Source organism: Mycobacterium sp. IDUB_19 (genome assembly GCF_055419445.1).
Genome location: NZ_JBVAXR010000042.1, coordinates 1 through 22,466 on the forward strand (window position 1 = coordinate 1; position 22,466 = coordinate 22,466).

Below are 22,466 nucleotides of genomic sequence, written 5' to 3' on the forward strand. Positions count from 1 at the left end.
TAACCGATCAGCACCGCATACCGCGGCTTGATCACCTCGTCGATGAGCGCCAGCCGCTCGTCGAACGGAATGAACGCCGACTTCATCGCATTGATGGTGAACCGCTCGAGGTCGCTCCACCCGTAGCCGAAAGCCTCGACCAGCCGGTGCATCTCGAGGCTCATCGTGGTGTCGCTCATCAACCGGTTGTCGGTGTTGACGGTGACCCGGAACCGCGCGCGGGCCAGCAGGTCGAACGGGTGGTCGGCGATGCTCTTGACCGCGCCGGTCTGCACGTTCGAGCTCGGGCATAGCTCCAGCGGAATTCGCTTGTCGCGCAGGATCGATGCCAGCCTGCCCAGCTCGACGCCGCCGCCCTCGACGACCTCGATATCGTCGACGATCCGCACACCATGACCAAGCCGGTCGGCGCCGCAGAACGCGATCGCGTCGTGGATGGACGGCAGGCCGAATGCCTCACCGGCGTGAATAGTGAAGCGGGCGTTGTGGTCTCGCATGTATTCGAATGCGTCCAGGTGCCGGGTCGGCGGGTTGCCGGCCTCGGCACCGGCGATGTCGAAGCCCACAACGCCCCTGTCCCGGAAGCGAATTGCCAACTCGGCGATCTCGCGGGACAGCGCGGCGTGGCGCATCGCGGTAACCAGTAGACGCACCACGATTGGGCGTCCGGCCGCCGCGGCGGCCTTCTCGCCGGCGGCGAAGCCCTCCAGCACGGCGTCGACGATCTCGTCGAAGGACAAGCCGCAGTTGATGTGCAGTTCCGGGGCGAACCGGACCTCGGCGTAGACCACGGAGTCGGCGGCCAGATCCTCGACGCACTCGTAGCCGACGCGGTATAGCGCCTCGGGCGTCTGCATCACCGCCACGGTGTGCGAGAACGGCTCCAGGTACCGCTCCAGCGAGCCGCTGTGCGACCGGGTGCGAAACCACGTCGCCAGCTCTTCGGCGTCGGTGGCGGGCAGCTCGTCGTAACCGATCTGGCCGGCAATATCCAGCACGGTCGACGGACGCAATCCCCCGTCGAGGTGATCGTGCAGCAGGGCCTTGGGCGCCTGCTGGATCTGCCGCAAATCCAGCGGGGCGCTCACGAGACGATCCGATCGATGATCAGCGGCCGCGACGGCGGTGCCGTGTCGCCGACGCTGAAGGCGCCGTCCAGTTCGGCCATCGCGGCGCCGAAGCGTTCGGGGGTGTCGGTGTAGAGGGTGAACAACGGCTCACCGGCGACAACCGGCTCACCCGGGCGCCGATGAATCCGGACGCCGGCGCCAGACTGCACCTGCCCACCCGGACGGGATCTACCCGCACCGAGTCGCCAAGCTGTCAGCCCCACTGCCATAGCGTCGATGTTCCCCATTGTGCCGCTCCGCGCGGCGATCACGGTCTCCGAATGTGCACCGATTGGCAACGGTACCGACAAGTTGCCACCCTGAGCGGCGACCAGCCGGCGGAATCGGTCCATCGCGGTGCCGTCACGCAGCGTCTGGCCGGGATCACGGCCGTCGATCCCGGCAAGCTCGAGCATCTCGGCGGCCAGCCGAACCGTCAGTTCCACGACGTCGGGCGGCCCGCCGCCGGCCAGCACGTCGAGCGCCTCGGCAACCTCGATCGCGTTGCCGACGGTCGCTCCCAGCGGGCAGTCCATGTCCGTCAACAGCGCATGCGTGGGCACGCCGTGCGCCGCGCCCAATGCGACCATCGTGTGGGCCAGTTCGCGGCACTGCGCCTCCGACGGCAGAAACGCGCCCGCGCCTGCCTTCACGTCAAGCACCAGCGCGCCGACGCCCTCGGCGAGCTTCTTGCTCATCACCGAGGTGGCCAGCAACGGCAACGACTCGACCGTGGCGGTGATGTCGCGCAGCGCGTAGAGCTTCTTGTCGGCGGGCGCCAGCTCACCGGCGGCGAATATCGCCGCGCCGATATCGCAAAGCTGTTGGCGCACTTGCGCAATGGTGATTTCCGCGGAGAAGCCGGCGATCGATTCCAGCTTGTCCAGGGTGCCGCCGGTGTGGCCCAACCCGCGGCCGGAGACCTTGGGAATCGCAGCGCCACAGGCGGCGACGACGGGCACCAGCACCAGCGTGGTCTTGTCTCCGACCCCGCCGGTCGAATGCTTGTCCACGGTGGCCAACGATTTACCGCCCGCCCGCAGATCGCTGAAATCCAGCCGATCGCCCGATGCCACCATCGCCGCCGTCCACCTGGCGATCTCGCGGTGGTCCATGCCGCGCCAGAAGATCGCCATCAACAACGCCGCCATCTGCTCATCGGCGACACGGCCATCGGTATAGGCGTCGACCACCCAGTCGATCGCGGCATCGGACAGCCGACCGCCGTCGCGCTTGGTCCTGATAACCGTCGGAGCGTCGAATGCGAAGTCGGTCAACGACGTTCCCGGGCCAGATCGTCGGCGTCGAACGGATCGGGCAACAGATCTTCGAGGCGGCGCGGGCCGGCCGGATGGGCAATCAGCAGGTCTCGTCCACCGTGCTCCAGCAGCACTTGGCGACACCGTCCACACGGCATCAACAAGTCACCCTGTGAGTCAACGCACACCAGGGCGATCAACCGGCCGCCGCCGGTCGTGTGCAGGGCAGACACCACACCGCATTCGGCACACAGACCCAGGCCATATGAGACATTCTCCACATTGCAGCCGGTCACGACGCGACCGTCGTCAACCAACGAGGCAGCACCCACCGGGAATTGCGAATACGGGGCATAAGCTCCCGCCGCGGCCTGTATTGCTTTGTCCCGCAGCAAATTCCAATCAATTTCAGGCATACCGCAACCCCAATCACCAATGGGCTTACTCGAGAAGGCCAACTCTAACTCTGGCACGAAAACACCTTTCGCGAATGGTGTTGGTTGGTTCCGGACCCATCGTTGCGGGGCTAAGCTCGATTGCCCGGCATAAGTTTCGCGGACAACATGAGGACCGGTTTGAGCACACAGGCGACAACCGCAGATTCGGGATCACCGACACCGCCACCGGAGTCGTCACGCAAGCGGCGACCACCCCGGACCCTGTATCGGGGAGATCCGGGTATGTGGTCGTGGGTGCTGCATCGCATCACCGGCGCGACGATCTTCTTCTTCCTGTTCGTGCACGTCCTGGACACCGCCCTGGTCCGGGTGAGCCCGCAGGCCTACAACGAAGTGATCGCGACCTACAAGACCCCGATCGTCGGCCTGATGGAGTTCGGCCTGGTCGCCGCGGTGCTGTACCACGCACTCAACGGGATCCGCATCATCTTGATCGACTTCTGGGCCGAGGGTCCCCGCCACCAGAAGACGATGTTGTGGGTCATCGCGGCGATCTACCTGTTGGTCATGGTGCCGGCGGCGGTGGCCATCGGCATTCACATGATGGGGCACTTCCGATGAGCAGCCCCGACCTTCAGCTCGGCTCCCAAAAGTCCAGAAGCGAGGCAGCACCGGTTCTGCAGCGCAGCCACGATCGGCCGCCCAGCCTGGACAATCCGCGCTCTCCACGCCGTCGTGCCGGCATCCCCAACTTCGAGAAATTCGCGTGGCTGTTCATGCGGTTTTCCGGCGTCGCTCTGGTGTTCCTGGCGATCGGGCACTTGTTCGTCATGCTGATGTGGGAAAACGGCGTGTACCGCATCGACTTCAACTATGTGGCGCAGCGCTGGGCCTCGCCGTTCTGGCAATTCTGGGATCTGGCCCTACTGTGGCTGGCGCAATTGCACGGCGGTAACGGCCTGCGCACCATCATCGACGACTACAGCCGCAAAGACAGCACCCGGTTTTGGCTGAACAGCCTGCTGTTGTTGTCGATGGGGTTCACGCTGGTGCTGGGTACCTACGTGTTGATGACATTCGACGCCAATATCGGAGGCTGACCCGTTGATCCAGCAACACCGATACGACGTGGTGATCGTCGGCGCGGGCGGTGCCGGAATGCGGGCAGCCGTCGAGGCCGGCCCCCACGTGCGAACCGCGGTGCTGACCAAGCTCTACCCCACCCGCAGCCACACCGGCGCCGCCCAGGGCGGCATGTGTGCCGCGCTGGCCAACGTCGAAGACGACAACTGGGAATGGCACACCTTCGACACCGTCAAGGGCGGTGACTATCTCGCGGACCAGGACGCCGTGGAGATCATGTGCAAGGAAGCCATCGACGCGGTGCTCGACCTGGAGAAAATGGGGATGCCGTTCAACCGCACCCCCGAGGGTCGTATCGACCAGCGCCGGTTCGGCGGTCACACCCGCGACCACGGCAAGGCCCCGGTGCGCCGGGCCTGCTACGCAGCGGACCGCACCGGCCACATGATCCTGCAGACGCTCTACCAAAACTGCGTCAAGCACGACGTGCAGTTCTTCAACGAGTTCTACGCGCTCGATCTGGTGCTCACCCAGACGCCGAGCGGGCCGGTGGCCACCGGCGTAGTCGCCTACGAGCTGGCCACCGGACGTATCCACGTCTTCCACGCCAAGGCCGTGGTGCTCGCGACCGGCGGTTCGGGCCGCATGTACAAGACCACCTCCAACGCGCACACGCTGACCGGCGACGGCATCGGCATCGTCTTCCGCAAGGGACTTCCGTTGGAGGACATGGAGTTTCACCAGTTCCACCCGACGGGTCTGGCCGGGCTGGGCATCTTGATCTCCGAGGCGGTGCGCGGCGAGGGCGGCCGGTTGCTCAACGGCGAGGGTGAGCGCTTCATGGAGCGCTACGCCCCGACGATCGTCGACCTGGCGCCCCGCGACATCGTGGCCCGCTCGATGGTGCTGGAGGTTCTGGAGGGCCGCGGCGCCGGCCCGCTCAAGGACTACGTCTACATCGACGTCCGCCACCTGGGCGAGGACGTGCTGGAGTCCAAGCTGCCCGACATCACCGAGTTCGCCCGCACCTATCTGGGTGTGGACCCGGTCAAAGAGCTGGTGCCGGTCTACCCGACGTGTCACTACGTGATGGGTGGCATCCCCACCACGGTCACCGGACAGGTATTGCGGGACAACACATCTACCGTCCCGGGCCTGTACGCGGCCGGCGAGTGCGCGTGCGTGTCGGTACACGGTGCCAACCGGCTGGGCACCAACTCGCTGCTGGACATCAACGTCTTCGGCCGCCGCGCCGGCACCGCCGCGGCCAGTTACGCCCGGGGCCACGACTTCGTCGACATGCCACCGAATCCGGAGGCGATGGTTCTCGGCTGGGTGGCCGACATCCTGTCCGAGCAGGGCAGCGAACGTGTCGCCGACATCCGCGGCGCCCTGCAGCAGACGATGGACAACAACGCCGCGGTGTTCCGCACCGAGGAGACGCTGAAGCAGGCGCTCACCGACATCCACGCGCTCAAGGAGCGCTACTCCCGAATCACGGTGCACGACAAGGGGAAACGGTTCAACAGCGACTTGCTGGAAGCCATCGAGCTGGGCTTCTTGCTGGAGCTGGCCGAAGTCACCGTGGTCGGCGCCTTGAACCGCAAGGAGTCCCGCGGCGGCCACGCCCGCGAGGATTACCCGAACCGCGACGACGTCAACTACATGCGCCACACGATGGCTTACAAGCAGGGCAGCGAGCTGTTGAGCGACATCGCGCTCGACTTCAAACCCGTCGTGCAGACGCGCTATGAACCCAAGGAGCGGAAGTACTGATGTCTGTCGAAGAAGCGGAGGCACCGCAGGCACTGCCCGGCGAGCCGCCCCTGCCGGCGGTTCCGGACGGCGCGGTGATGGTGACCCTAAAGATCGCGCGGTTCAACCCGGACGAGCCCGACGCGTTCACGAAAACCGGTGGCTGGCAAAGCTTTCGGGTCCCCTGCCTGCCCAGCGACCGGCTACTCAACCTGCTGATCTACATCAAGGGCTACCTGGACGGCACGCTCACCTTCCGGCGATCCTGCGCGCACGGCGTGTGCGGGTCGGACGCGATGCGGATCAACGGCGTGAACCGGCTGGCCTGCAAAGTGCTGATGCGCGACCTGCTGCCCGCGGAAAAGCCAGGGAAGGCGCTGACCATCACCGTCGAACCGATCCGCGGGCTGCCGGTGCAGAAGGACCTGGTGGTCGACATGGAGCCGTTCTTCGACGCCTACCGCGCGGTGAAGCCCTACCTGGTCACCACCGGCAACCCGCCGACCCGGGAGCGGATCCAAAGCCCCACCGACAGAGCCCGTTACGACGACACCACCAAGTGCATCCTGTGCGCGTGCTGCACCACCAGCTGCCCGGTGTTCTGGAGCGAGGGCAGCTACTTCGGTCCCGCCGCGATCGTCAACGCACACCGGTTCATCTTCGACAGCCGCGACGAGGCGGCCGGTGAGCGCCTCGACATCCTCAACGAGGTCGACGGCGTGTGGCGCTGCCGCACCACGTTCAACTGCACCGAGTCCTGCCCGCGCGGCATTCAGGTCACCAAGGCGATCCAGGAGGTCAAGCGCGCACTGCTGTTCTCACGCTGAGACCAGCGGTGTTGCACTGGGCGACCAGGTCGTCGACCACGGCCTGCCACGACTGTTCGTCGATGCAGAGCTGGCTGGCGGTGAGCACCAGGCGGTCGGGTTCTCCCGGCAGCAGCGAGACCGCGAACAACCGGCCGGTGTGCATATCGAAGCTGGCCAGATGCCGCGCGACGACGTCGGTGACCGTGCCGCCGGGGGGTTCGACTCCCCACGCCCATCCGCCGCCCGGGCGGGTCATCCAGATCTTCAATTTCGACTCGAACACGGTGCCGAGGTCGGGGTGAGCGGCGAAGACCGCGTCGACCGCGGCGCGGATGCGCGCCTGGTCCAGCCGCGGTTCGGCGACCAGCACCTCGGTATGGGTGGCGGGCTCGATGTCCTCCAGCCGGGGAGGTTCGTCGAAATAGCAGTAGGTCATCGCCACAGCCTCACCGACCTGCCTCAACGGATTCTTGGAGGATCCTTGGTCACACTTGGCGCAGCTGTGTCGTCTTGAAGGGTATGACGCAGAAAACCCGTATCGAGCCCCTCCCACCCAAGCGCGCCGGCCTGCTGACCCGCGCCATATACCGGGTCGCCAAGCGCCGCTACGGCCAGGTTCCCGAACCGTTCGCGGTGGCCGCGCATCATCGCCGGCTGATGGTCGCCAGCGCCGTACACGAGACGATGATCGACCGGGCGTCGCGGACGCTGCCGGTCAGCGTGCGGGAGCTTGCGGTGTTCTGGACCGCACGCGCGATCGGCTGTTCGTGGTGCGTCGACTTCGGGGCGATGCTGCAGCGCCTCGACGGGCTGGACATGGAGCGGCTCAAGGAGATCGACAGCTACGCCACCTCAACGGCTTTCACCGACAACGAGCGCGCCGCCATCGCTTATGCCGATGCGATGACCATCGATCCGCACACCGTCACCGACGAACAGGTCGCCGACCTACGGGCCCGGTTCGGCGATGCCGGGGTGATCGAGCTGACTTATCAGATCGGGGTCGAGAACATGCGGGCCCGGATGAACTCCGCGCTGGGCATCACCGAGCAGGGCTTCAATTCCGGTGACAGTTGCCGTATTCCGTGGGCTAGCGAGAGTACAGCGGGGAGCCAGTGAACTTGTCGGGATTGGCGACGTCCCATAGGGCGCAGACTTTTCCGTCGCGCACCGTCATGGCCATGATCCGCGGCATCATCTCCCGATACCCATCGCTGGCGGGGACGCCCGCGGTGTAGCCGCCCAATTCGCCGTTGACCAGCCCCAGCTGATACGAGGTGAACATCGCCGGGCCGTAACGGTTGGCCAGGCCGAAGAAGAACCGGGCCACCTTGTCGGCCCCGTGGATGACGTTGATTGCCGTGGGCGCCTTGCCATTCGAATCGCCGGTCAACGTCACGTCCGGATGCAGCAGCGCCACCACGGCTTCCAGGTCGCCGGCGGCCATCGCGGCCATCAACTTACCGACCACCTCGTTGTGCGACGGATCGGGCTTTGGCGGCGCCTGGCCCGCGACCGCCTTGCGGGCCCGCGACGCCAGCTGCCGGGCGGCGGGCTCGTTGGTTCCCAGCACCTCGGCCACCTCGGAGAACGGCATCGAGAACCCGTCGTGCAACACGAACGCGATCCGCTGATCGGGCGACAACCGCTCCAGCACCACCATCGCCGCGAACCGGGCGTCCTCGCGGGCCACCACCGCGGACAGCGGATCGGCACCGTCAAAGCCGGTCACCACCGGCTCGGGTAGCCAGTTGCCGGTGTAGGTCTCGCGACGGTGCGCGGCCGACCGCAGCCGGTCCAGCCCGAGCCGGCTCACCACGGTGGTCAGCCAGGCCCGCAAGTCGGCGATCTCTGTTCCCTTTTTGGGGTCCTGTTTGTCCAAGCGCAGCCAGGCTTCCTGGACGATGTCTTCCGCGTCGGCCACGGTGCCCGTCACCCGGTAGGCAACCGCCATCAGATGCGGACGCAGTGCTTCGAAATCGGTGACCTGCGTTGCGGTCATGTCCCGAGCGTAACGCCACGGACAATTTCGACGCCGAAAGTCGCAGTGGCGTTACGCTCACGGGCACGATGACTGACCACCTTTGGCTGCACTTCACCCGGCACGGGCCGAACAACACGGCGCCGGTCATCACTCGCGGCGAGGGCGTGACCATCTTCGACGACCGCGGCAAGAGCTACCTCGACGGGCTGTCCGGGCTGTTCACCGTGCAGGTCGGCCACGGCCGCACCGAGCTTGCCGAGGTGGCGGCCCGGCAAGCGAGCACGCTGGCGTACTTCCCGCTGTGGGGATATGCCACCCCGACCGCGATCGAGCTCGCCGAGCGTCTGGCACATTACGCCCCAGGCGAGCTGAACCGGGTCTTTTTCACCACCGGCGGCACCGAGGCCGTCGAGACCGCGTGGAAAGTGGCCAAGCAGTATTTCAAGCTCACCGGTAAACCCGGGAAACACAAAGTGATTTCGCGCGCGATCGCCTACCACGGCACCACCCAGGGCGCGCTCGCGATCACCGGGCTGCCCCGCTTCAAGGCGCCGTTCGAGCCGGTGACGCCGGGCGGCTTCCGGGTGCCCAACACGAACTTCTACCGGGCGCCCGAACCGTTTCAGACCGATGCAAAAGCCTTTGGGCTGTGGGCCGCCGACCGGATCGCCGAGGCGATCGAGTTCGAGGGGCCCGAGACCGTGGCCGCGGTGTTCCTGGAGCCGGTGCAGAACGCCGGCGGCAGCATCCCCGCTCCCCCAGGCTATTTCGAGCGAGTCCGGGAGATCTGCGACTCCTACGACGTGCTGCTGGTCTCCGACGAAGTGATCTGCGCGTTCGGCCGGATCGGCTCGATGTTCGCCTGTGACGACGTCGGCTACGTGCCCGACATGATCACCTGCGCCAAGGGCATGACGTCGGGCTACTCGCCGCTCGGCGCGATGATCGCCACCGAGAAGCTGTTCGAGCCGTTCAACGACGGCGCCACGATGTTCCCGCACGGGTATACCTTTGGCGGCCATCCGGTTTCGGCCGCCGTCGCGCTGGCCAATCTCGACATCTTCGAGCGCGAAGGCCTCAACGACCACGTCAAGACCCACGCGCCCGCCTTCCGCGCCACCCTGGAAAAGCTGTACGACCTGCCCATCGTCGGCGACATCCGCGGCGAGGGGTTCTTCTACGGCGTCGAGCTGGTCAAGGACAAGGCGACCAGGCAGACCTTCACCGACACCGAACGCCAGTCCCTACTGGGCCACGTGTCCTCGGCCCTCTTCGAAGCCGGGTTGTATTGCCGCACCGATGACCGCGGCGATTCCGTCGTCCAACTGGCCCCGCCGCTGATCAGCGGTCAGGCCGAATTCGACACGATCGAATCGATCCTGCGCGGCGTGCTCAGCGAGGCGTACACGCGGCTCTAGCGGTGCCGGTGGCCATCATCAGCTGGCGGGCGTGCGCCGCGCTCGGGTTGCTCACGAACCGCGATAGCGAGTTGCACAGCCAGGCGAGCGCGGACCGCGCATCGGGGTCGGGCGTGGTGTCGCGATGCATCTCCAGCTCGGCCAACACCTGATCGAGTCCGGTACGCCGCACCTGGGTCGACTTCTCCACCTGCTTGAGCAGCTGCTCCAGCGATCGCGGCGAGGTGCCAGACCCATTTGTGCCATCGCGGCGCCGCCATTTCGACCACAATCGCCCGTTTGGAATGGCACACCCTTTTCGACGTTGACGGCTGTTGACTCCTGCCAGAGTAGTGCGTCGACCCGGCCGCCGTCCCGCAGGTGAACTTGTCACATCCGCCTCAGCAGTCACAGCGCGGCTCCCGCGAATTCGGCGGCCAATCGCCTAGTCTGCACAATCAATGAGCTTCTTACGTTCTGCATCATGCCTGGCAGCGGCCGTTTTTATGATGGCCGCTCCGGCCGCGCCGGGTATGCCGGCCGCGCTCGCGGAGCCGACCCCAGGAGCCAATGCCGGGGCGCCGAACTGCCCGTTCAAGGTGAACACTCCGCCCGCGGTCGACTCCTCGGAGGTGCCGCAAGCCGGTGACCCGCCGATCCCGCTGGCGGTGCCCCCCAAACCGGTGGGCGGCGAGGCGCTGTCCAGCTGCGGCATCGTCGCCGCGCCCGATACACCGGCGCTGCCGACCGACGTCTCCGCCGAGGCTTGGGTGGTCGCGGACCTGGATAGCGGCGCGGTGATCGCGGCGAAGGATCCGCACGGCCGCCAGCGCCCGGCCAGCATCATCAAGGTGTTGGTCGCGATGGCGTCGCTGAACGCACTGCCGCTCAACAAATCGGTGGTCGGAACGGCCGACGACGCGGCCGCCGAGGGCACCAAGGTGGGCGTCGACGACGGCGGCGTCTACACCGTCAACCAGCTGCTGCACGGGTTGCTGATGCACTCCGGTAACGACGCGGCGCACGCGCTGGCCATGCAGCTGGGCGGGATGCAGCAGGCGCTGGAGAAGATCAACGTGCTGGCCGCCAAGCTCGGCGGGCAGGACACCCGGGTGGCGACGCCGTCGGGGCTGGACGGGCCCGGCATGAGCACCTCGGCCTACGACATCGGCCTGTTCTACCGATACGCCTGGCAGAACCCGAGTTTCGCCGACATCGTCGCGACGCGGACGTTCGACTTCCCCGGCCACGGCGACCACCCGGGCTACGAGCTGGAAAACGACAACCAGCTGCTCTACAAGTACCCGGGCGCGCTGGGCGGTAAGACCGGCTACACCGACGATGCCGGCCAGACCTTCGTGGGCGCGGCAAACCGCAACGGCCGACGGCTGATGGCGGTACTGATGCACGGCACCCGGCAGCCGATCGCACCCTGGGAGCAGGCGGCGCACCTGCTGGACTACGGCTTCGCCACCGCGCAGGGCACCCAGGTCGGCGCGCTGATCGCGCCCGACCCCTCGTTGGCGCCCAAGCAGGACAGCGCCGCCGACCGGCCCGGCGCCGGCTCCCAGGCGGCGGGGTTGTTGCCGTCGGCCGACGCGTTGCCGGTGCGGGTGGGTGTGGGCATCATCGGCGCCATCGTCGTGTTCACGTTGATCATGGTCGCGCGGTCGATGAACCGCCGGCCGCAACATCAGCACCGTTGACCGCGAAAGTTTGCTGTGGCACCGTCGTGCGGATGACTGAACCCCTGTACGAGGATTCCGGCCTCCGGCTCGACGAGGACGGGATCACGATCCGCCGCTACTACTTTCCGTTGGCCAGCCCAAAGCGAATCGCGTACAGCGAGATCCAGGGCATCAAGACCGAAGAGATGACCTGGAATTCCGGCAAGGGCAGGGTCTGGGGTGCGGGCGACCCGCGCTACTGGTTCCCGCTGGACGTCCGCCGGGCCGGCAAGCAAACCCTGCTGGTGCTCGAGCTCGGCCGCCACGTACGGCCGTGCATCAGCCCCGACGACCCCGGCCGTGTCGTCGAGTTGCTGCGCGATCGGGTGCCGATCACTCATAACGATTAGCTGAAAGCCTCGATGCTTTAGCGCATCGCCGGTAGCGTCGAGCGTCTAATTCGCTACCCCGGTGGCAAAGCACGAGGGTAAATGAGCAAAACAGCGAATCTACCGACTTCTAGTCCGCCATTTCTGCCGCGGATGATCACCCGCTTTGCGGTGCTGATCGTCCTGCTGTGGGTGGGGCTGACCGCCGTCGTCAATCTCGCCATCCCCCAGTTGGAAGTGGTCGGCAAAGCACACTCGGTCTCGTTGAGCCCGAAAGACGCGGCTGCGGTTCAGGCGATCAAGCACGTGGGTCAGGTATTCCATGAGTTTGAGTCCAATAGCTCGGTGACGATTGTGCTGGAAGCCGACAAGCCACTCGATAACGATGCGCACCGGTTCTACAACGAGATGATGCGCAAGCTTTCGGCGGACACCCAGCACGTCGCGCACATTCAGGACTTCTGGAGTGATCCGCTGACAGCGGGGGGATCGCAAAGCCCGGACGATAAAGCCGCCTACGTCGTGGTGTACCTCGTCGGCAACAACGAAACACAGGCATACAACTCGGTTCACGCCGTCCGGAATATCGTGAATAGCACACCGGCGCCGCGCGGGGTCAAGGCATACATCACCGGTCCGTACGCGCTTATCGCAGACCAAACCGAGGCCGGCGACAAGAGTGTCGTCAAGGTCACCCTGATCACCAGCCTGGTGATCGCGGTGATGTTGCTCTTCATCTACCGATCCGTCGTCACCATGGTTCTCGTCCTGGTCATGGTTGGAATCGAGCTGGGGGCGATCCGCGGGTTCGTCGCCTTTCTCGCCTACCACAACGTTTTTGGTCTTTCGACCTTCGCGACAAACTTGCTTACCCTGCTAGCCATTGCCGCCAGCACGGACTACGCGATATTCATGCTCGGCCGTTACCACGAGGCGCGCCATACCGGCGAAGATCGGGAAACTGCCTTCTACACGATGTTTCACGGGACCGCCCATGTGATCCTGGGCTCCGGCCTGACCATCGCCGGCGCCATGTATTGCCTGAGCCTTGCCCGACTTCCGTACTTCAAGACGCTCGGCGCTCCGTGTGCCATCGGCATGTTGGTTGCGGTCCTCGCCGCGCTCACGCTCGGGCCCGCGGTGCTGACCGTCGCCAGCTTCTTCAAGCTCTTGGACCCCAAGCGACGGCCGAACACTCGGCGGTGGCGCCGGGTGGGAACCGCAATCGTCCGCTGGCCCGGCCCGGTGCTCGCCGCAACGTGCGCAGTGGCATCCATCGGCCTGCTGGCCCTGCCGAATTACAAGACGACTTACGATCTGCGCAAATTCATGTCCCCCAGCATGCCGTCCAATGTCGGAGATGCGGCCGTCCGCCGGCACTTTCCACAGGCCGGGCTGAACCCCGAGGTGCTGTTGATCGAATCCGATCACGACATGCGCGATCCGGTGGACACGCTGGTGTTGGACAAGGTCGCAAAAGCTATCTTTCACAGCCCCGGCATCGCGCAGGTCAAATCGATAACCCGACCCTTGGGCAGAACTATCGACCATACGTCGATTCCATTCATCATCAGTATGCAGGCCGCGATGAATGCCGAAAACGCGGAATTCATGAAGGGCCGAGTGGACGACATGGTGGTCCAGGAACACGCGATGGACGTATCGATCGAAGCGATGCATCGCATGTATGACCTGATGGGCCAGATCGTCGACAATACCGTCGACATGGATCACCTCACACACGACATGTCGAATATCACCGACACCATAAGGGATCATCTTGCCGACCTATCGGATTTCCTCCGCCCGATTGGCAGTTACTTCTACTGGGAAAAGCATTGCTTCGATATCCCCATCTGCTGGGCGATCAGATCGATATTCGACACGTTCGACAACGTGGACCAGCTGAGCGAGAAGCTTGGGTATCTCGCCAAAGATTTGGATGTCCTCATCCGACTCCTGCCGGAGATGCGGGCGCAGATGCTGCCGATGATTTCGACGATGACGATCATGCGCGACACGCTCGTCGTCTGGCACGGCACACTTGCGTCCTTCTACAAGGAACAGGAGATGAATAGCAAAGACCCGGGCGCGATGGGCCGGGTCTTTGACGCCGCTCAGGTTGACGATTCGTTCTATCTGCCGCAGTCGGCCTTTGACAATCCGGGTTTCAAGCGGGTCCTGAGCATGTTCTTGTCGCCGGATGGCAGGGCAGCCCGCTTCATCATTGGGCTGGAGGGAGATCCCGCAACGCCCGAGGGCATCGCCCGGGTCGAGCCGATCCAGCAGGCGGCCAAAGAGGCCATCAAGGGAACTCCCCTGCAGGGGGCGGTGATCTCGATGGGCGGCGTCGCCGCCACGTTCAGAGACCTCCAAGAGGGCGCCTTATACGATTTTCTGATCGCCGTAGTGGCCGCGATCAGTCTCATTCTGATCATCATGATGATCGTCACCCGAAGCGTGATTGCCGCCGCCGCCATCGTCGGGACGGTGCTGCTTTCCCTGGGCTCCTCCTTCGGCCTGTCGGTGCTCCTCTGGCAAGACCTTCTCGGCATCGACTTGTACTGGCTGGTGTTGGCGATGTCGGTGATCCTGCTGTTGGCCGTCGGATCGGACTACAACCTGTTGCTGATCTCCCGGCTCAAAGAGGAAATCGGCGCCGGTCTGAATACCGGAATCATCCGCGCGATGGCCGGCACCGGCGGAGTGGTGACGGCCGCCGGCATGGTCTTCGCCGTCACCATGTCGCTGTTCGTCTTCAGCGATTTGCGGATCATCGGTCAGATTGGCACGACCATCGGCCTGGGCTTACTTTTCGACACGCTGATCGTGCGTTCGTTCATGACCCCGTCGATTGCCGCATTGCTCGGACGCTGGTTCTGGTGGCCGCAACAAGTACGCCCGCGCCCGGCCAGCCGGATGCTCAGGTCGTCGGGACCACGCCGGTTGGTGCGTGCCCTGTTGCTGACGCCCGCCGAAAAGCCGCCGGAGTCGGCACAGCCCTAGGCGGGCGCCGCTGCACAGCGCTGCTCCGACGCGGGTGCGCCCAGTGCCGCGACGGCGGCGGCGACGGCCAGGATCAGGACGACGACGACCGGCCAGATCGTGGAGTGGTTTTGTGCGATGCCGCCGAGGGCGCCTCCCAGCGCCATGGTTTCGATGGCAAGCAGCGTCGAGCAAAAGCCGATCAGCGTTCCGCGGTGGGGTTCGGCGGCGACCACGCTGATCCACGATATCGCCGCGGCGAAGACGGCCAGGGCGGCGACCGTCGCCAGTAAGAACACGGTGCCGTAGGCCCACATGTGGAACCACTGGCCGCACGACTCGGCCGCGATGGACAGCACGCTGGCGGCGGCGCTGAGCAGGGCACTGCCCAGCAGCATGCCGCGCACCCCGAATAGCTGATAGACCTTGCGCCACAGCGCGGAACCGATGACCAGTCCGATGCTCGACAGGAACACCAGCACATGCAAGGTGCCGCTCTGGTGGGCCGTACGCAGGGCGTAGAAGGTGGTGCCCAGGGTGAGCGGCGCGAACAACAGGCAGGTGATCACATACCGGCGAAACCACGGCTGGGTGCGGGCGACCCCGAAGCCCTGCCGGCAGGTGTCGCGCACGGACATCCTCGGGACGATCGAAGTCGACCGCACCGGGCCGACGAACAGTGCCGCGAAGCCGGAGGCAGCCAGTCCGAATGCGCCCAGACACAGCAGATCGCGGTGCAACGCCATCGTGTCGCCATGAGCCAGCACCGGCACAACGAACAGCGCGGCAACGGTGGCCACCACCGACGCGATGGCCCCCTGGACCAACAGCAGCTTCAACGCGGATAGCTTGCCGGAGGTCATGTCGGGGTAGGCGACATTGGAGACTGCGACGATCACTCCGCCCCCGGCGCTCGTCAGCAGAAATACCGCCGCCGCGAGCAGGCCATTCCAGGGGATCACCGAGTCACACAAGATCAGCGCGGCCGCACTCGCCGCCATCGCCGCCAGCAGCAGGTGCCGCATCTGGCCCACTCGCCGCAGCACCGCCGGCGACACCGAATTTCCCACGATGGAGCCGAGTCCGTACGCCGGAAACAGCAGCGCGGCCAGCCAGGTGAGGCCCAGGTGCGCGCAGATGAACGGCAACACCACGGCGCCATTGCTGAACTGCATACCGGCCGTATAGAACGCGCCCTGGGAAGGCAGGCGCGGGAACGGGTTCGTCTGTGCTGAAACCTCCGCCAATGATGCGGCCATGTCTTAGACATTATTGGCGCTGAGCAGGCAGAACTATCCTCCGATCGGACACGACCGGAGGAATTGCATGTCCCCCGGTTGGGGGACAGCCGGACAGCGCCGCCGACCGCCAGGCCAATGGCGCCCTGGCCGCGGGCTCGATGAATCGCCGAACCACATAACGATTGCCTAAAAGCCTCGATGCTTTAGCGCATCGCCGGTAGCGTCTAACTCGCTAACGCAACGAAGCAGCAAATTGTTATAGCGACCCGGTGACAAAGCACGGGGGTAAAGATGAGTTCGGTTACCCGAGTCGTCAAGCGAATGTGGTTGCTGCTGGCCGTAATCGCCATCGTCGGTGTCGCGGGGTTGGGTATCTTTCGTCTCCATAGCATGTTCGGCGTCCACGGACATCCCGTTGTCAGGGTCAAGGCCGATCTCGACGATCCCTTGTTCGACCCGAAACGCGTGACCTATGAAGTCTTCGGCCCCGGCACGACCGCAAAGATCGCCTATTTGGACCCCGACGCGCGCGTGCAACGGCTGGAGAATATTCACCTGCCGTGGTCGCAAACGGTGGCGACGACGCTGACTTCGGTCACCGTCAACCTTTTGGCGCAGAGCGACGGCAGCGTGATCGGCTGCCGAATCATGGTGAACGGCAAGACCGAGGACGAAAGATCCGAAACCGGACCGAAAGCGTTGACCTTCTGCCAGGTGAACGCCGGATGAGCGAAACAGCCGAGGCTTCAAGTCCGCCGTTTTTGCCACAACTGATCCGCAGGTTTGCGGTGCCGATCGTCCTGTTGTGGCTGGGGTTCACCGCGATCCTCAATATCGCCATCCCGCAACTGGAAGTGGTCGGCAAAGCGCACTCGGTGTCGATGAGCCCCGCGGGCGGCGCTTCGATTCAGGCGCTCAAGCGCGTGGGCCAGGTGTTCGGTGAGTCCGGTTCCGATAACGCGGCCACGATAGTGCTGGAAAACAACAAACAACTCGGCGATGACGCTCACCGTTTCTATAACGAACTGTTGCGCCGGCTTTCGGCTGATACCCGGCACGTCGCGCACATCCAGGACTTCTGGAGTGATCCGCTGACCGCCGGGGGATCGCAAAGCCCGGACGATAAAGCCGCGTATGTCGTGGTCTACCTCGCCGGCAACAGCGAGACGGCCGCATACAATTCGGTGCACGCCGTGCGTCATATCGTGGAAACCACGCCGGCGCCGCCCGGGCTCAAGGCCTATGTGACCGGCTCGACGGCGCTGATCGCCGATCAATCGGAGGCCGGCGACAAAAGTATCGCAAGGGTCACCCTGATCACGGGTGTGGTGATCGCGATGATGTTGCTCTTCATCTACCGGTCCGTCGTCACCACGCTCCTTGTCCTCGTCATGGTCGGGATTGAGCTGGGGGCAATTCGCGGAGTCGTCAGTTTCCTGGCCTATCACGACGTTTTCGGACTTTCGACCTTCGCGGTCAATCTGCTCACCCTGCTGGCCATTGCTGCCAGCACGGACTACGCGATATTCCTGCTCGGCCGTTACCACGAGGCGCGCTACGCGGGTGAGGATCGAGAATCCGCGTTCTTTGCCATGTTTCACGGCACCGCCCATGTGATCTTGGGCTCCGGCCTGACCATTGCCGGCGCCATGTATTGCCTCAGCTTTGCCCGACTGCCGTACTTCAAGTCGCTCGGCCCGCCCTGCGCGGTAGGCATGTTGGTTGCGGTCCTCGCCGCGCTCACGCTCGGGCCGGCGGTGCTGACCGTTGGCAGCCTCTTCAAATTCTTCGATCCCAAGCGGAGGATGGCCACTCGGCGGTGGCGCCGGGTGGGAACCGCCATCGTTCGCTGGCCCGGCCCGGTGCTCGCGGCGTCCTGCGCGGTGGCGTTCATTGGCCTGCTGGCCTTGCCGAGTTACCGGACAACCTACGATCTGCGCGGGTTCATGCCGGCCAGCATGCCGTCCCTGGTCGGGGACAGGGCCGCGGGTCGACACTTTTCGCCGGCTCTGCTGAACCCCGATGTGCTATTGATCGAGACCGATCATGATATGCGCACCGCGGTTGACATGCTGATCTTGGACAAGATCGCGAAAAATATTTTTCACAGCCCGGGAATCGCACAGGTGAAATCGATAACCCGACCGCTGGGAACGTCCATCAAGCATACTTCGATTCCCTTCATCATCAGCATGCAAGGCATCTCGAATGCCGAAAACATGCAATTCATGAAGGATCGATTGGACGACATGCTGGTGCAGGTTCAGGCCATGAATGTGTCCATCGAAACAATGCAGCACATGTATGACCTGATGGGCCAGATCGTCGACAATACCGTCGACATGGATCACCTCACGCATGACATGTCGAACACGACCGACACCATAAGGGATCACCTTGCGGACTTATCAGATTTCCTTCGACCGATTGGCAGCTATTTCTACTGGGAGAAGCACTGCTTCGATATTCCTGCCTGCTGGGCGATCAGATCGATATTCGACACGTTCGACAATGTCGATCAGCTGAGCGAGAAGTTGGAGGGTCTCGTCAAGGATCTGGATGTCCTGACCCGACTCTTGCCGGAGATGCGTGCCCAAATGCTGCCGATGCTTTCGACGATGATCATCATGCGCGACATGATGGTCGTCTGGCACGGCACCCTTGCCTCTTTCTATAAGGAGCAGGCGATGAATAGCAAAGATCCTGGCGCCATGGGCCGGGTCTTTGACGCCGCTCAGGTCGATGATTCGTTCTATCTGCCACAGTCGGCTTTTGACAATCCGGATTTCAAGCGGGGCCTGAAGATGTTCTTGTCGCCGGATGGCAAGGCGGCCCGCTTCATCATCGCCCTGGACGGAGATCCGTCGACGCCCGAAGGCATCGCTCGCGTCGAGCCGATCCAGCTGGCGGCCAAAGAGGCCATCAAGGGAACTCCGTTGCAGGGCGCCGCGATCTCGATGGGCGGCACCGCTTCGACGTACCGGGACATCCAAGAGGGCGCCTTCTACGATCTGCTGATCGCCGGAGTGGCGGCCATCAGTCTGATTTTGATCATCATGATGATCGTCACCCGAAGCGTGATTGCCGCTGCCGTCATCGTCGGGACGGTGCTGCTTTCCTTGGGCTCCTCCTTCGGCCTGTCCGTGCTGCTCTGGCAGGACATTCTCGGCATCGATTTGTACTGGCTGGTGTTGGCGATGTCGATGATCCTGCTGTTGGCCGTTGGATCGGACTACAACCTGTTGCTGATCTCCCGACTCAAAGAGGAAATCGGCGCCGGTCTGAATACCGGAATCATCCGGGCGATGGCCGGCACGGGAGGAGTGGTGACGGCCGCCGGCTTGGTGTTCGCCGTGACGATGTCCCTCTTCGTGTTCAGCGATCTAGAGATCATCGGTCAGATCGGTACGACCATCGGCCTGGGCTTGCTTTTCGACACGCTCATCGTGCGCGCGTTCATGACGCCGTCGATCGCCGCGTTGCTCGGACGCTGGTTCTGGTGGCCGCAGCAAGTACGCCCGCGCCCGGCCAGTCAGATGCTCAGGTCGTCGGGACCCCGTCGGTTGGTGCGCGCCCTGTTGCTGACGCCGGCCGATAAATCGCCGGAGCCGGCACAGCCCTAGGCGGCCTGACGGTTTCGAGTGCTACGCGCCTGCGCCCGCGCCATGTTCTCGAGGCGCGCCCAAAGACACGAGGGCGGCGATGACGGACAGTATCAGCACAATGACAACCGGCCAGATCGTGGTGTGCTTCTGGGCGATTCCGCCTAGGGCGCCTCCCAGCACCGCTAATACGACAGCAACCAACGTCGAGCTAAACCCGATCAGTGTCCCCCGGTGCTGTTCGGCAGCGAGCACGCTGATCCACGATATCCCTGCAGCGACGACAGCCGCGGTGGCTACCGTCACCAGCAAGAACACCGTGCCGTACGCCCAGATGCGGGACCACAAGCCGCACGACTCGGCCACGATGCACAGAGCGGCGGCGACGGCGCTGAGCAGGCCGCTGCCCACCAGCATGCCGCGCACTCCGAACAGGCGGTAGACCTTCTGCCACAGCGGCGAACCCAGAACCAGTCCGATGCTGGAAACGATCACCAGCACATGCAGACCGCCGCCCTGATGGGCGGTGCGCAACGCATAGAAAGTGGTGCCAATGCTGACCGGAGCGAACAAAAGGGAGGTGATCACGTACCGGCGAAACCACGGCTGGGTGCGGGCGACCGCGAAGCCCTGCCGGTAGGTGTCCCGAAATGACATTTGTGTGGTGACCGAAATGGACCGAACCGGGCCAAGGAACAGCGCCGCGATGCCGGAGGCGGCCAGTCCGGCTGCGCCCAGCCACAGCAGATCGCGGTGATACGCCATCGTGTCGCCATGAGCCAGCACCGGCACAACGAGCAGCGCGACAACGGTGGCCAGCACCGACCCGATGGCCCCCTTGACCAGCAGCAGCTCGCCCCGCCGAAACTCAGATAGCGTGCGGGAAATCAGGTCGAGGTAGGCGACGCGAGAGACCGCGACAACGACTCCGCCGCCTGCGGACACCAGCACAAACACCACCGCGGCGAAAACGCCGGTCCACGGGACTACCGCGTCACAGACAATCAGTCCGGCCGAGATCGCCGCCGACACCGCCAGCAGCAGGTACCGCATTTGGCCTGCGCGCTGCAGGGCCGCCGGCGACATCGAATGTCCCGCGATAGAGCCGATGCTGTACGCCGGAAATAGCAGCGCGGCCGCCCAGGTGAGGCCGTGGTGCGCGGCGATGAACGGCAACACCACGGCACCGTTGCTCAGCTGCATCCCGGCGGTGTGAATCGTGCCCTGGGAAAGCAGTCGCCAGAACGGGTTCGTTTGTGCCGAAACGTCGGGCGCCAACGATACGCGCATGGCTGGTGACAGTACCGGGCGCTGAGCTGCCAGAACCGTCGTTCGGTCGGATGCTATCGGCGAAATTGTTGATCCCCGGTCGGGGGACCGCCTCCTGGTCGTGTGCTCGTTCACGACGATGGTGGCCATCGGGCAGATCGCCAGAAACGACGCCTCCCTAGGCCGCCTGCAGGCTCACCGCCGGCACAATGCTCGAGAAGGACCGGCCCTGGTGTGCCACGTCGCGCACGCGACGAGGGATTGCCCGCCGTGTCTCCGACGGCGGAGCGCCCAGCGAGGCAAGGCCGGCGGCGACGGCCAGGACCAGTACCACGACGTCCGGCCAGATCGTGGAGTGGTTCTGTGCGATGCTGCCGAGCGCACCTGCCAGCGCCGTGGTTTCGACGGCCACCAGCGTCGAGCTGAACGCGATCAGTGTCCCGCGGTCCGACTCGGCAGCGACCACGCTGATCCACGAGATGGCCGCCGCGAAGACGGCCTGGCCGGCCACCGTCGCCAGTAGGAAAACCGTGCCGTACGCCCAGATGTGAGCCCACTGGCCGCTCGATTCGGCCACCAGGGTCAGCGTGGCGGCTGTGACACTGAGCAGCGAACTGCCCAGCATCATGCCGCGCACTCCGAACAGTTGGTAGACCTTGCGCCACAGCGGCGACCCGAAAACCAGTCCGACGCTGGACAGGATCACCAGCACATGCAAACTGCCGCTCTGGTGGGCGGTACGCAGGGCATAGAAGGTGGTGCCCAAGGTGACCGGCGCGAACAACAGGCACGCGACGACGTAGCGGCGAAACCACGGCTGGGAGCGGGCGACCGTAAAGCCCTGCCGGTAGGTCTCCCGCGTCGACATCCGGGTGGTCATCGAGGTGGACCGCACCGGGCCGACGAACACCGCCGCGACGGCGGAGACGGCCAGTCCGGCCGCACCCAGCCACAGCAGGTCGCGGCGATACGTCATCTCGTTGCCGTGGGCCAGCGCCGGCACCACGAACAGCGCGACGACAGTGGCCAGCACCGACCCGATGGCTCCCTGGAACAGGACCAGCTCGCCGCGCCGCGCCGCCGAGAGCTTGCTGGAGATCATGTCGGGGTAGGCGACGCCGGAGATCCCGAGGAGAACTCCGACTGCCGCGCAGGTCAGCAGAAACACCACCGCGGTGGGAGCGCCTTTCCAGGGAATTATCGCGTCGCACAAGGTCAGCGCGGCCACGCTCGCCCCTGTCGCGGCCAGCAGCAGGTGCCGCTTCTCACCCGCTCGCTTCAGCACCACCGGAGACAGCGAATTTCCGACGATATCGCCGAGGCTGAAGGCCGGAAAGAGGAACGCGGCCACCCAGGTGAGACCCTGGTGCGCGCAAATCAGCGGCAGCACGACGGCGCCATTGCTGAGTTGCATGCCGGCCGTGTAGAAGGTGCCCTGGGAAAGCAGTCGCCCGAACACGCGTGGCTGTGCCGAGGTGGCGGGCACGAGTGTGACGGGCATAACAAAGGAATCTACGGT

General features: G+C 64.7%; 17 protein-coding genes and 3 pseudogenes. 11 read left to right on the forward strand and 9 right to left on the reverse strand.

Annotation, left to right across the window (positions count from 1 at the left end):
* The 3 genes from ACZY0B_RS23400 to ACZY0B_RS23410 form a co-directional block, all read right to left on the reverse strand.
* On the reverse strand, window positions 1-1,088 hold a 1,088-nt coding region (locus tag ACZY0B_RS23400; RefSeq protein WP_463766619.1), incomplete at its 3' end, for an adenosine deaminase.
* Entirely contained in the window at window positions 1,085-2,386 is a 1,302-nt protein-coding gene (locus tag ACZY0B_RS23405; RefSeq protein ID WP_463766620.1) for a thymidine phosphorylase, read from the reverse strand. The genes ACZY0B_RS23400 and ACZY0B_RS23405, both read right to left, overlap by 4 nt.
* Complete coding sequence (locus ACZY0B_RS23410; RefSeq protein WP_463766621.1) at window positions 2,383-2,784, reverse strand: cytidine deaminase; 402 nt, start codon at window positions 2,782-2,784, stop codon at window positions 2,383-2,385. Before ACZY0B_RS23410 ends, ACZY0B_RS23405 begins: the two co-directional genes overlap by 4 nt.
* Before the next feature lie 264 nt (window positions 2,785-3,048).
* On the opposite strand from ACZY0B_RS23410, the gene sdhC reads away from it, so the two are divergent.
* The 4 genes from sdhC to ACZY0B_RS23430 are packed head-to-tail and all read left to right on the forward strand — an operon-like array spanning window position 3,049 to window position 6,431.
* Complete coding sequence (gene sdhC / locus ACZY0B_RS23415) at window positions 3,049-3,387, forward strand: succinate dehydrogenase, cytochrome b556 subunit (RefSeq protein WP_463766622.1); 339 nt, start codon at window positions 3,049-3,051, stop codon at window positions 3,385-3,387.
* Window positions 3,384-3,866 (forward strand): succinate dehydrogenase hydrophobic membrane anchor subunit, encoded by a 483-nt coding sequence (locus tag ACZY0B_RS23420; RefSeq protein ID WP_463766623.1) that lies wholly within the window; start codon window positions 3,384-3,386, stop codon window positions 3,864-3,866. Before sdhC ends, ACZY0B_RS23420 begins: the two co-directional genes overlap by 4 nt.
* A gap of 4 nt (window positions 3,867-3,870) precedes the next feature.
* Window positions 3,871-5,625, forward strand: a complete 1,755-nt coding sequence (gene sdhA / locus ACZY0B_RS23425; protein WP_463766624.1) for a succinate dehydrogenase flavoprotein subunit — start codon at window positions 3,871-3,873, stop codon at window positions 5,623-5,625.
* Window positions 5,625-6,431 (forward strand): succinate dehydrogenase iron-sulfur subunit, encoded by an 807-nt coding sequence (locus ACZY0B_RS23430; RefSeq protein WP_463766625.1) that lies wholly within the window; start codon window positions 5,625-5,627, stop codon window positions 6,429-6,431. Before sdhA ends, ACZY0B_RS23430 begins: the two co-directional genes overlap by 1 nt.
* On the opposite strand, the gene ACZY0B_RS23435 is transcribed toward ACZY0B_RS23430, so the two are convergent.
* On the reverse strand, window positions 6,403-6,849 hold the full coding sequence (locus ACZY0B_RS23435; RefSeq protein WP_463766626.1) for a condensation domain-containing protein: 447 nt from the start codon (window positions 6,847-6,849) through the stop codon (window positions 6,403-6,405). The two genes, ACZY0B_RS23430 and ACZY0B_RS23435, sit on opposite strands and share 29 nt — an antisense overlap.
* Before the next feature lie 74 nt (window positions 6,850-6,923).
* Here ACZY0B_RS23435 and ACZY0B_RS23440 point away from each other — a divergent pair.
* Window positions 6,924-7,532: pseudogene (locus ACZY0B_RS23440) on the forward strand (carboxymuconolactone decarboxylase family protein); the annotation flags it as partial.
* Here the strand turns inward: ACZY0B_RS23440 and ACZY0B_RS23445 are convergent.
* The gene (locus ACZY0B_RS23445) at window positions 7,504-8,415 is read right to left on the reverse strand and encodes a sigma-70 family RNA polymerase sigma factor (protein WP_463766627.1); all 912 of its coding nucleotides are present in this window, start codon (window positions 8,413-8,415) and stop codon (window positions 7,504-7,506) included. The pseudogene ACZY0B_RS23440 and the gene ACZY0B_RS23445 overlap by 29 nt on opposite strands.
* Window positions 8,416-8,483: 68 nt before the next feature.
* Here ACZY0B_RS23445 and ACZY0B_RS23450 point away from each other — a divergent pair, with 68 nt between their 5' ends.
* Entirely contained in the window at window positions 8,484-9,815 is a 1,332-nt protein-coding gene (locus tag ACZY0B_RS23450) for an aspartate aminotransferase family protein (RefSeq protein WP_463766628.1), read from the forward strand.
* Here the strand turns inward: ACZY0B_RS23450 and ACZY0B_RS23455 are convergent.
* Window positions 9,790-10,005: a hypothetical protein gene (locus tag ACZY0B_RS23455; protein ID WP_463766629.1), complete on the reverse strand. Its 216-nt coding sequence runs from the start codon at window positions 10,003-10,005 to the stop codon at window positions 9,790-9,792. The genes ACZY0B_RS23450 and ACZY0B_RS23455 overlap by 26 nt on opposite strands.
* Window positions 10,006-10,255: 250 nt before the next feature.
* Here ACZY0B_RS23455 and dacB1 point away from each other — a divergent pair, with 250 nt between their 5' ends.
* The 3 genes from dacB1 (at window position 10,256) to ACZY0B_RS23470 (ending at window position 14,856) form a co-directional block, all read left to right on the forward strand.
* Window positions 10,256-11,500 carry a D-alanyl-D-alanine carboxypeptidase DacB1 gene (gene dacB1, locus ACZY0B_RS23460; RefSeq protein WP_463766630.1) on the forward strand — a complete coding sequence of 415 codons (1,245 nt, stop codon included), beginning with the start codon at window positions 10,256-10,258 and terminating at the stop codon, window positions 11,498-11,500.
* A gap of 32 nt (window positions 11,501-11,532) precedes the next feature.
* The gene (locus tag ACZY0B_RS23465; protein WP_463766631.1) at window positions 11,533-11,871 is read left to right on the forward strand and encodes a hypothetical protein; all 339 of its coding nucleotides are present in this window, start codon (window positions 11,533-11,535) and stop codon (window positions 11,869-11,871) included.
* 81 nt (window positions 11,872-11,952) lie between these two features.
* The gene (locus ACZY0B_RS23470; RefSeq protein WP_463766632.1) at window positions 11,953-14,856 is read left to right on the forward strand and encodes an MMPL/RND family transporter; all 2,904 of its coding nucleotides are present in this window, start codon (window positions 11,953-11,955) and stop codon (window positions 14,854-14,856) included.
* 32 nt (window positions 14,857-14,888) lie between these two features.
* Here ACZY0B_RS23470 and ACZY0B_RS23475 read toward each other — a convergent pair.
* Window positions 14,889-16,094: pseudogene (locus ACZY0B_RS23475) on the reverse strand (MFS transporter); the annotation flags it as partial.
* A 273-nt stretch (window positions 16,095-16,367) separates the two neighbouring features.
* On the opposite strand from ACZY0B_RS23475, the gene ACZY0B_RS23480 reads away from it, so the two are divergent.
* Together ACZY0B_RS23480 and ACZY0B_RS23485 are read left to right on the forward strand one after the other, a co-directional pair.
* Window positions 16,368-16,805 carry an MmpS family transport accessory protein gene (locus ACZY0B_RS23480; protein WP_463766633.1) on the forward strand — a complete coding sequence of 146 codons (438 nt, stop codon included), beginning with the start codon at window positions 16,368-16,370 and terminating at the stop codon, window positions 16,803-16,805.
* The gene (locus ACZY0B_RS23485; protein ID WP_463766634.1) at window positions 16,802-19,699 is read left to right on the forward strand and encodes an MMPL/RND family transporter; all 2,898 of its coding nucleotides are present in this window, start codon (window positions 16,802-16,804) and stop codon (window positions 19,697-19,699) included. The genes ACZY0B_RS23480 and ACZY0B_RS23485 overlap by 4 nt, the downstream gene beginning before the upstream one ends.
* 30 nt (window positions 19,700-19,729) lie before the next feature.
* On the opposite strand, the pseudogene ACZY0B_RS23490 reads toward ACZY0B_RS23485, so the two are convergent.
* Together ACZY0B_RS23490 and ACZY0B_RS23495 are read right to left on the reverse strand one after the other, a co-directional pair.
* Window positions 19,730-20,968: pseudogene (locus tag ACZY0B_RS23490) on the reverse strand (MFS transporter); the annotation flags it as partial.
* Window positions 20,969-21,125: 157 nt separating this feature from the next.
* Window positions 21,126-22,448: an MFS transporter gene (locus tag ACZY0B_RS23495; protein ID WP_463766635.1), complete on the reverse strand. Its 1,323-nt coding sequence runs from the start codon at window positions 22,446-22,448 to the stop codon at window positions 21,126-21,128.
* Window positions 22,449-22,466 lie beyond the last annotated feature (18 nt).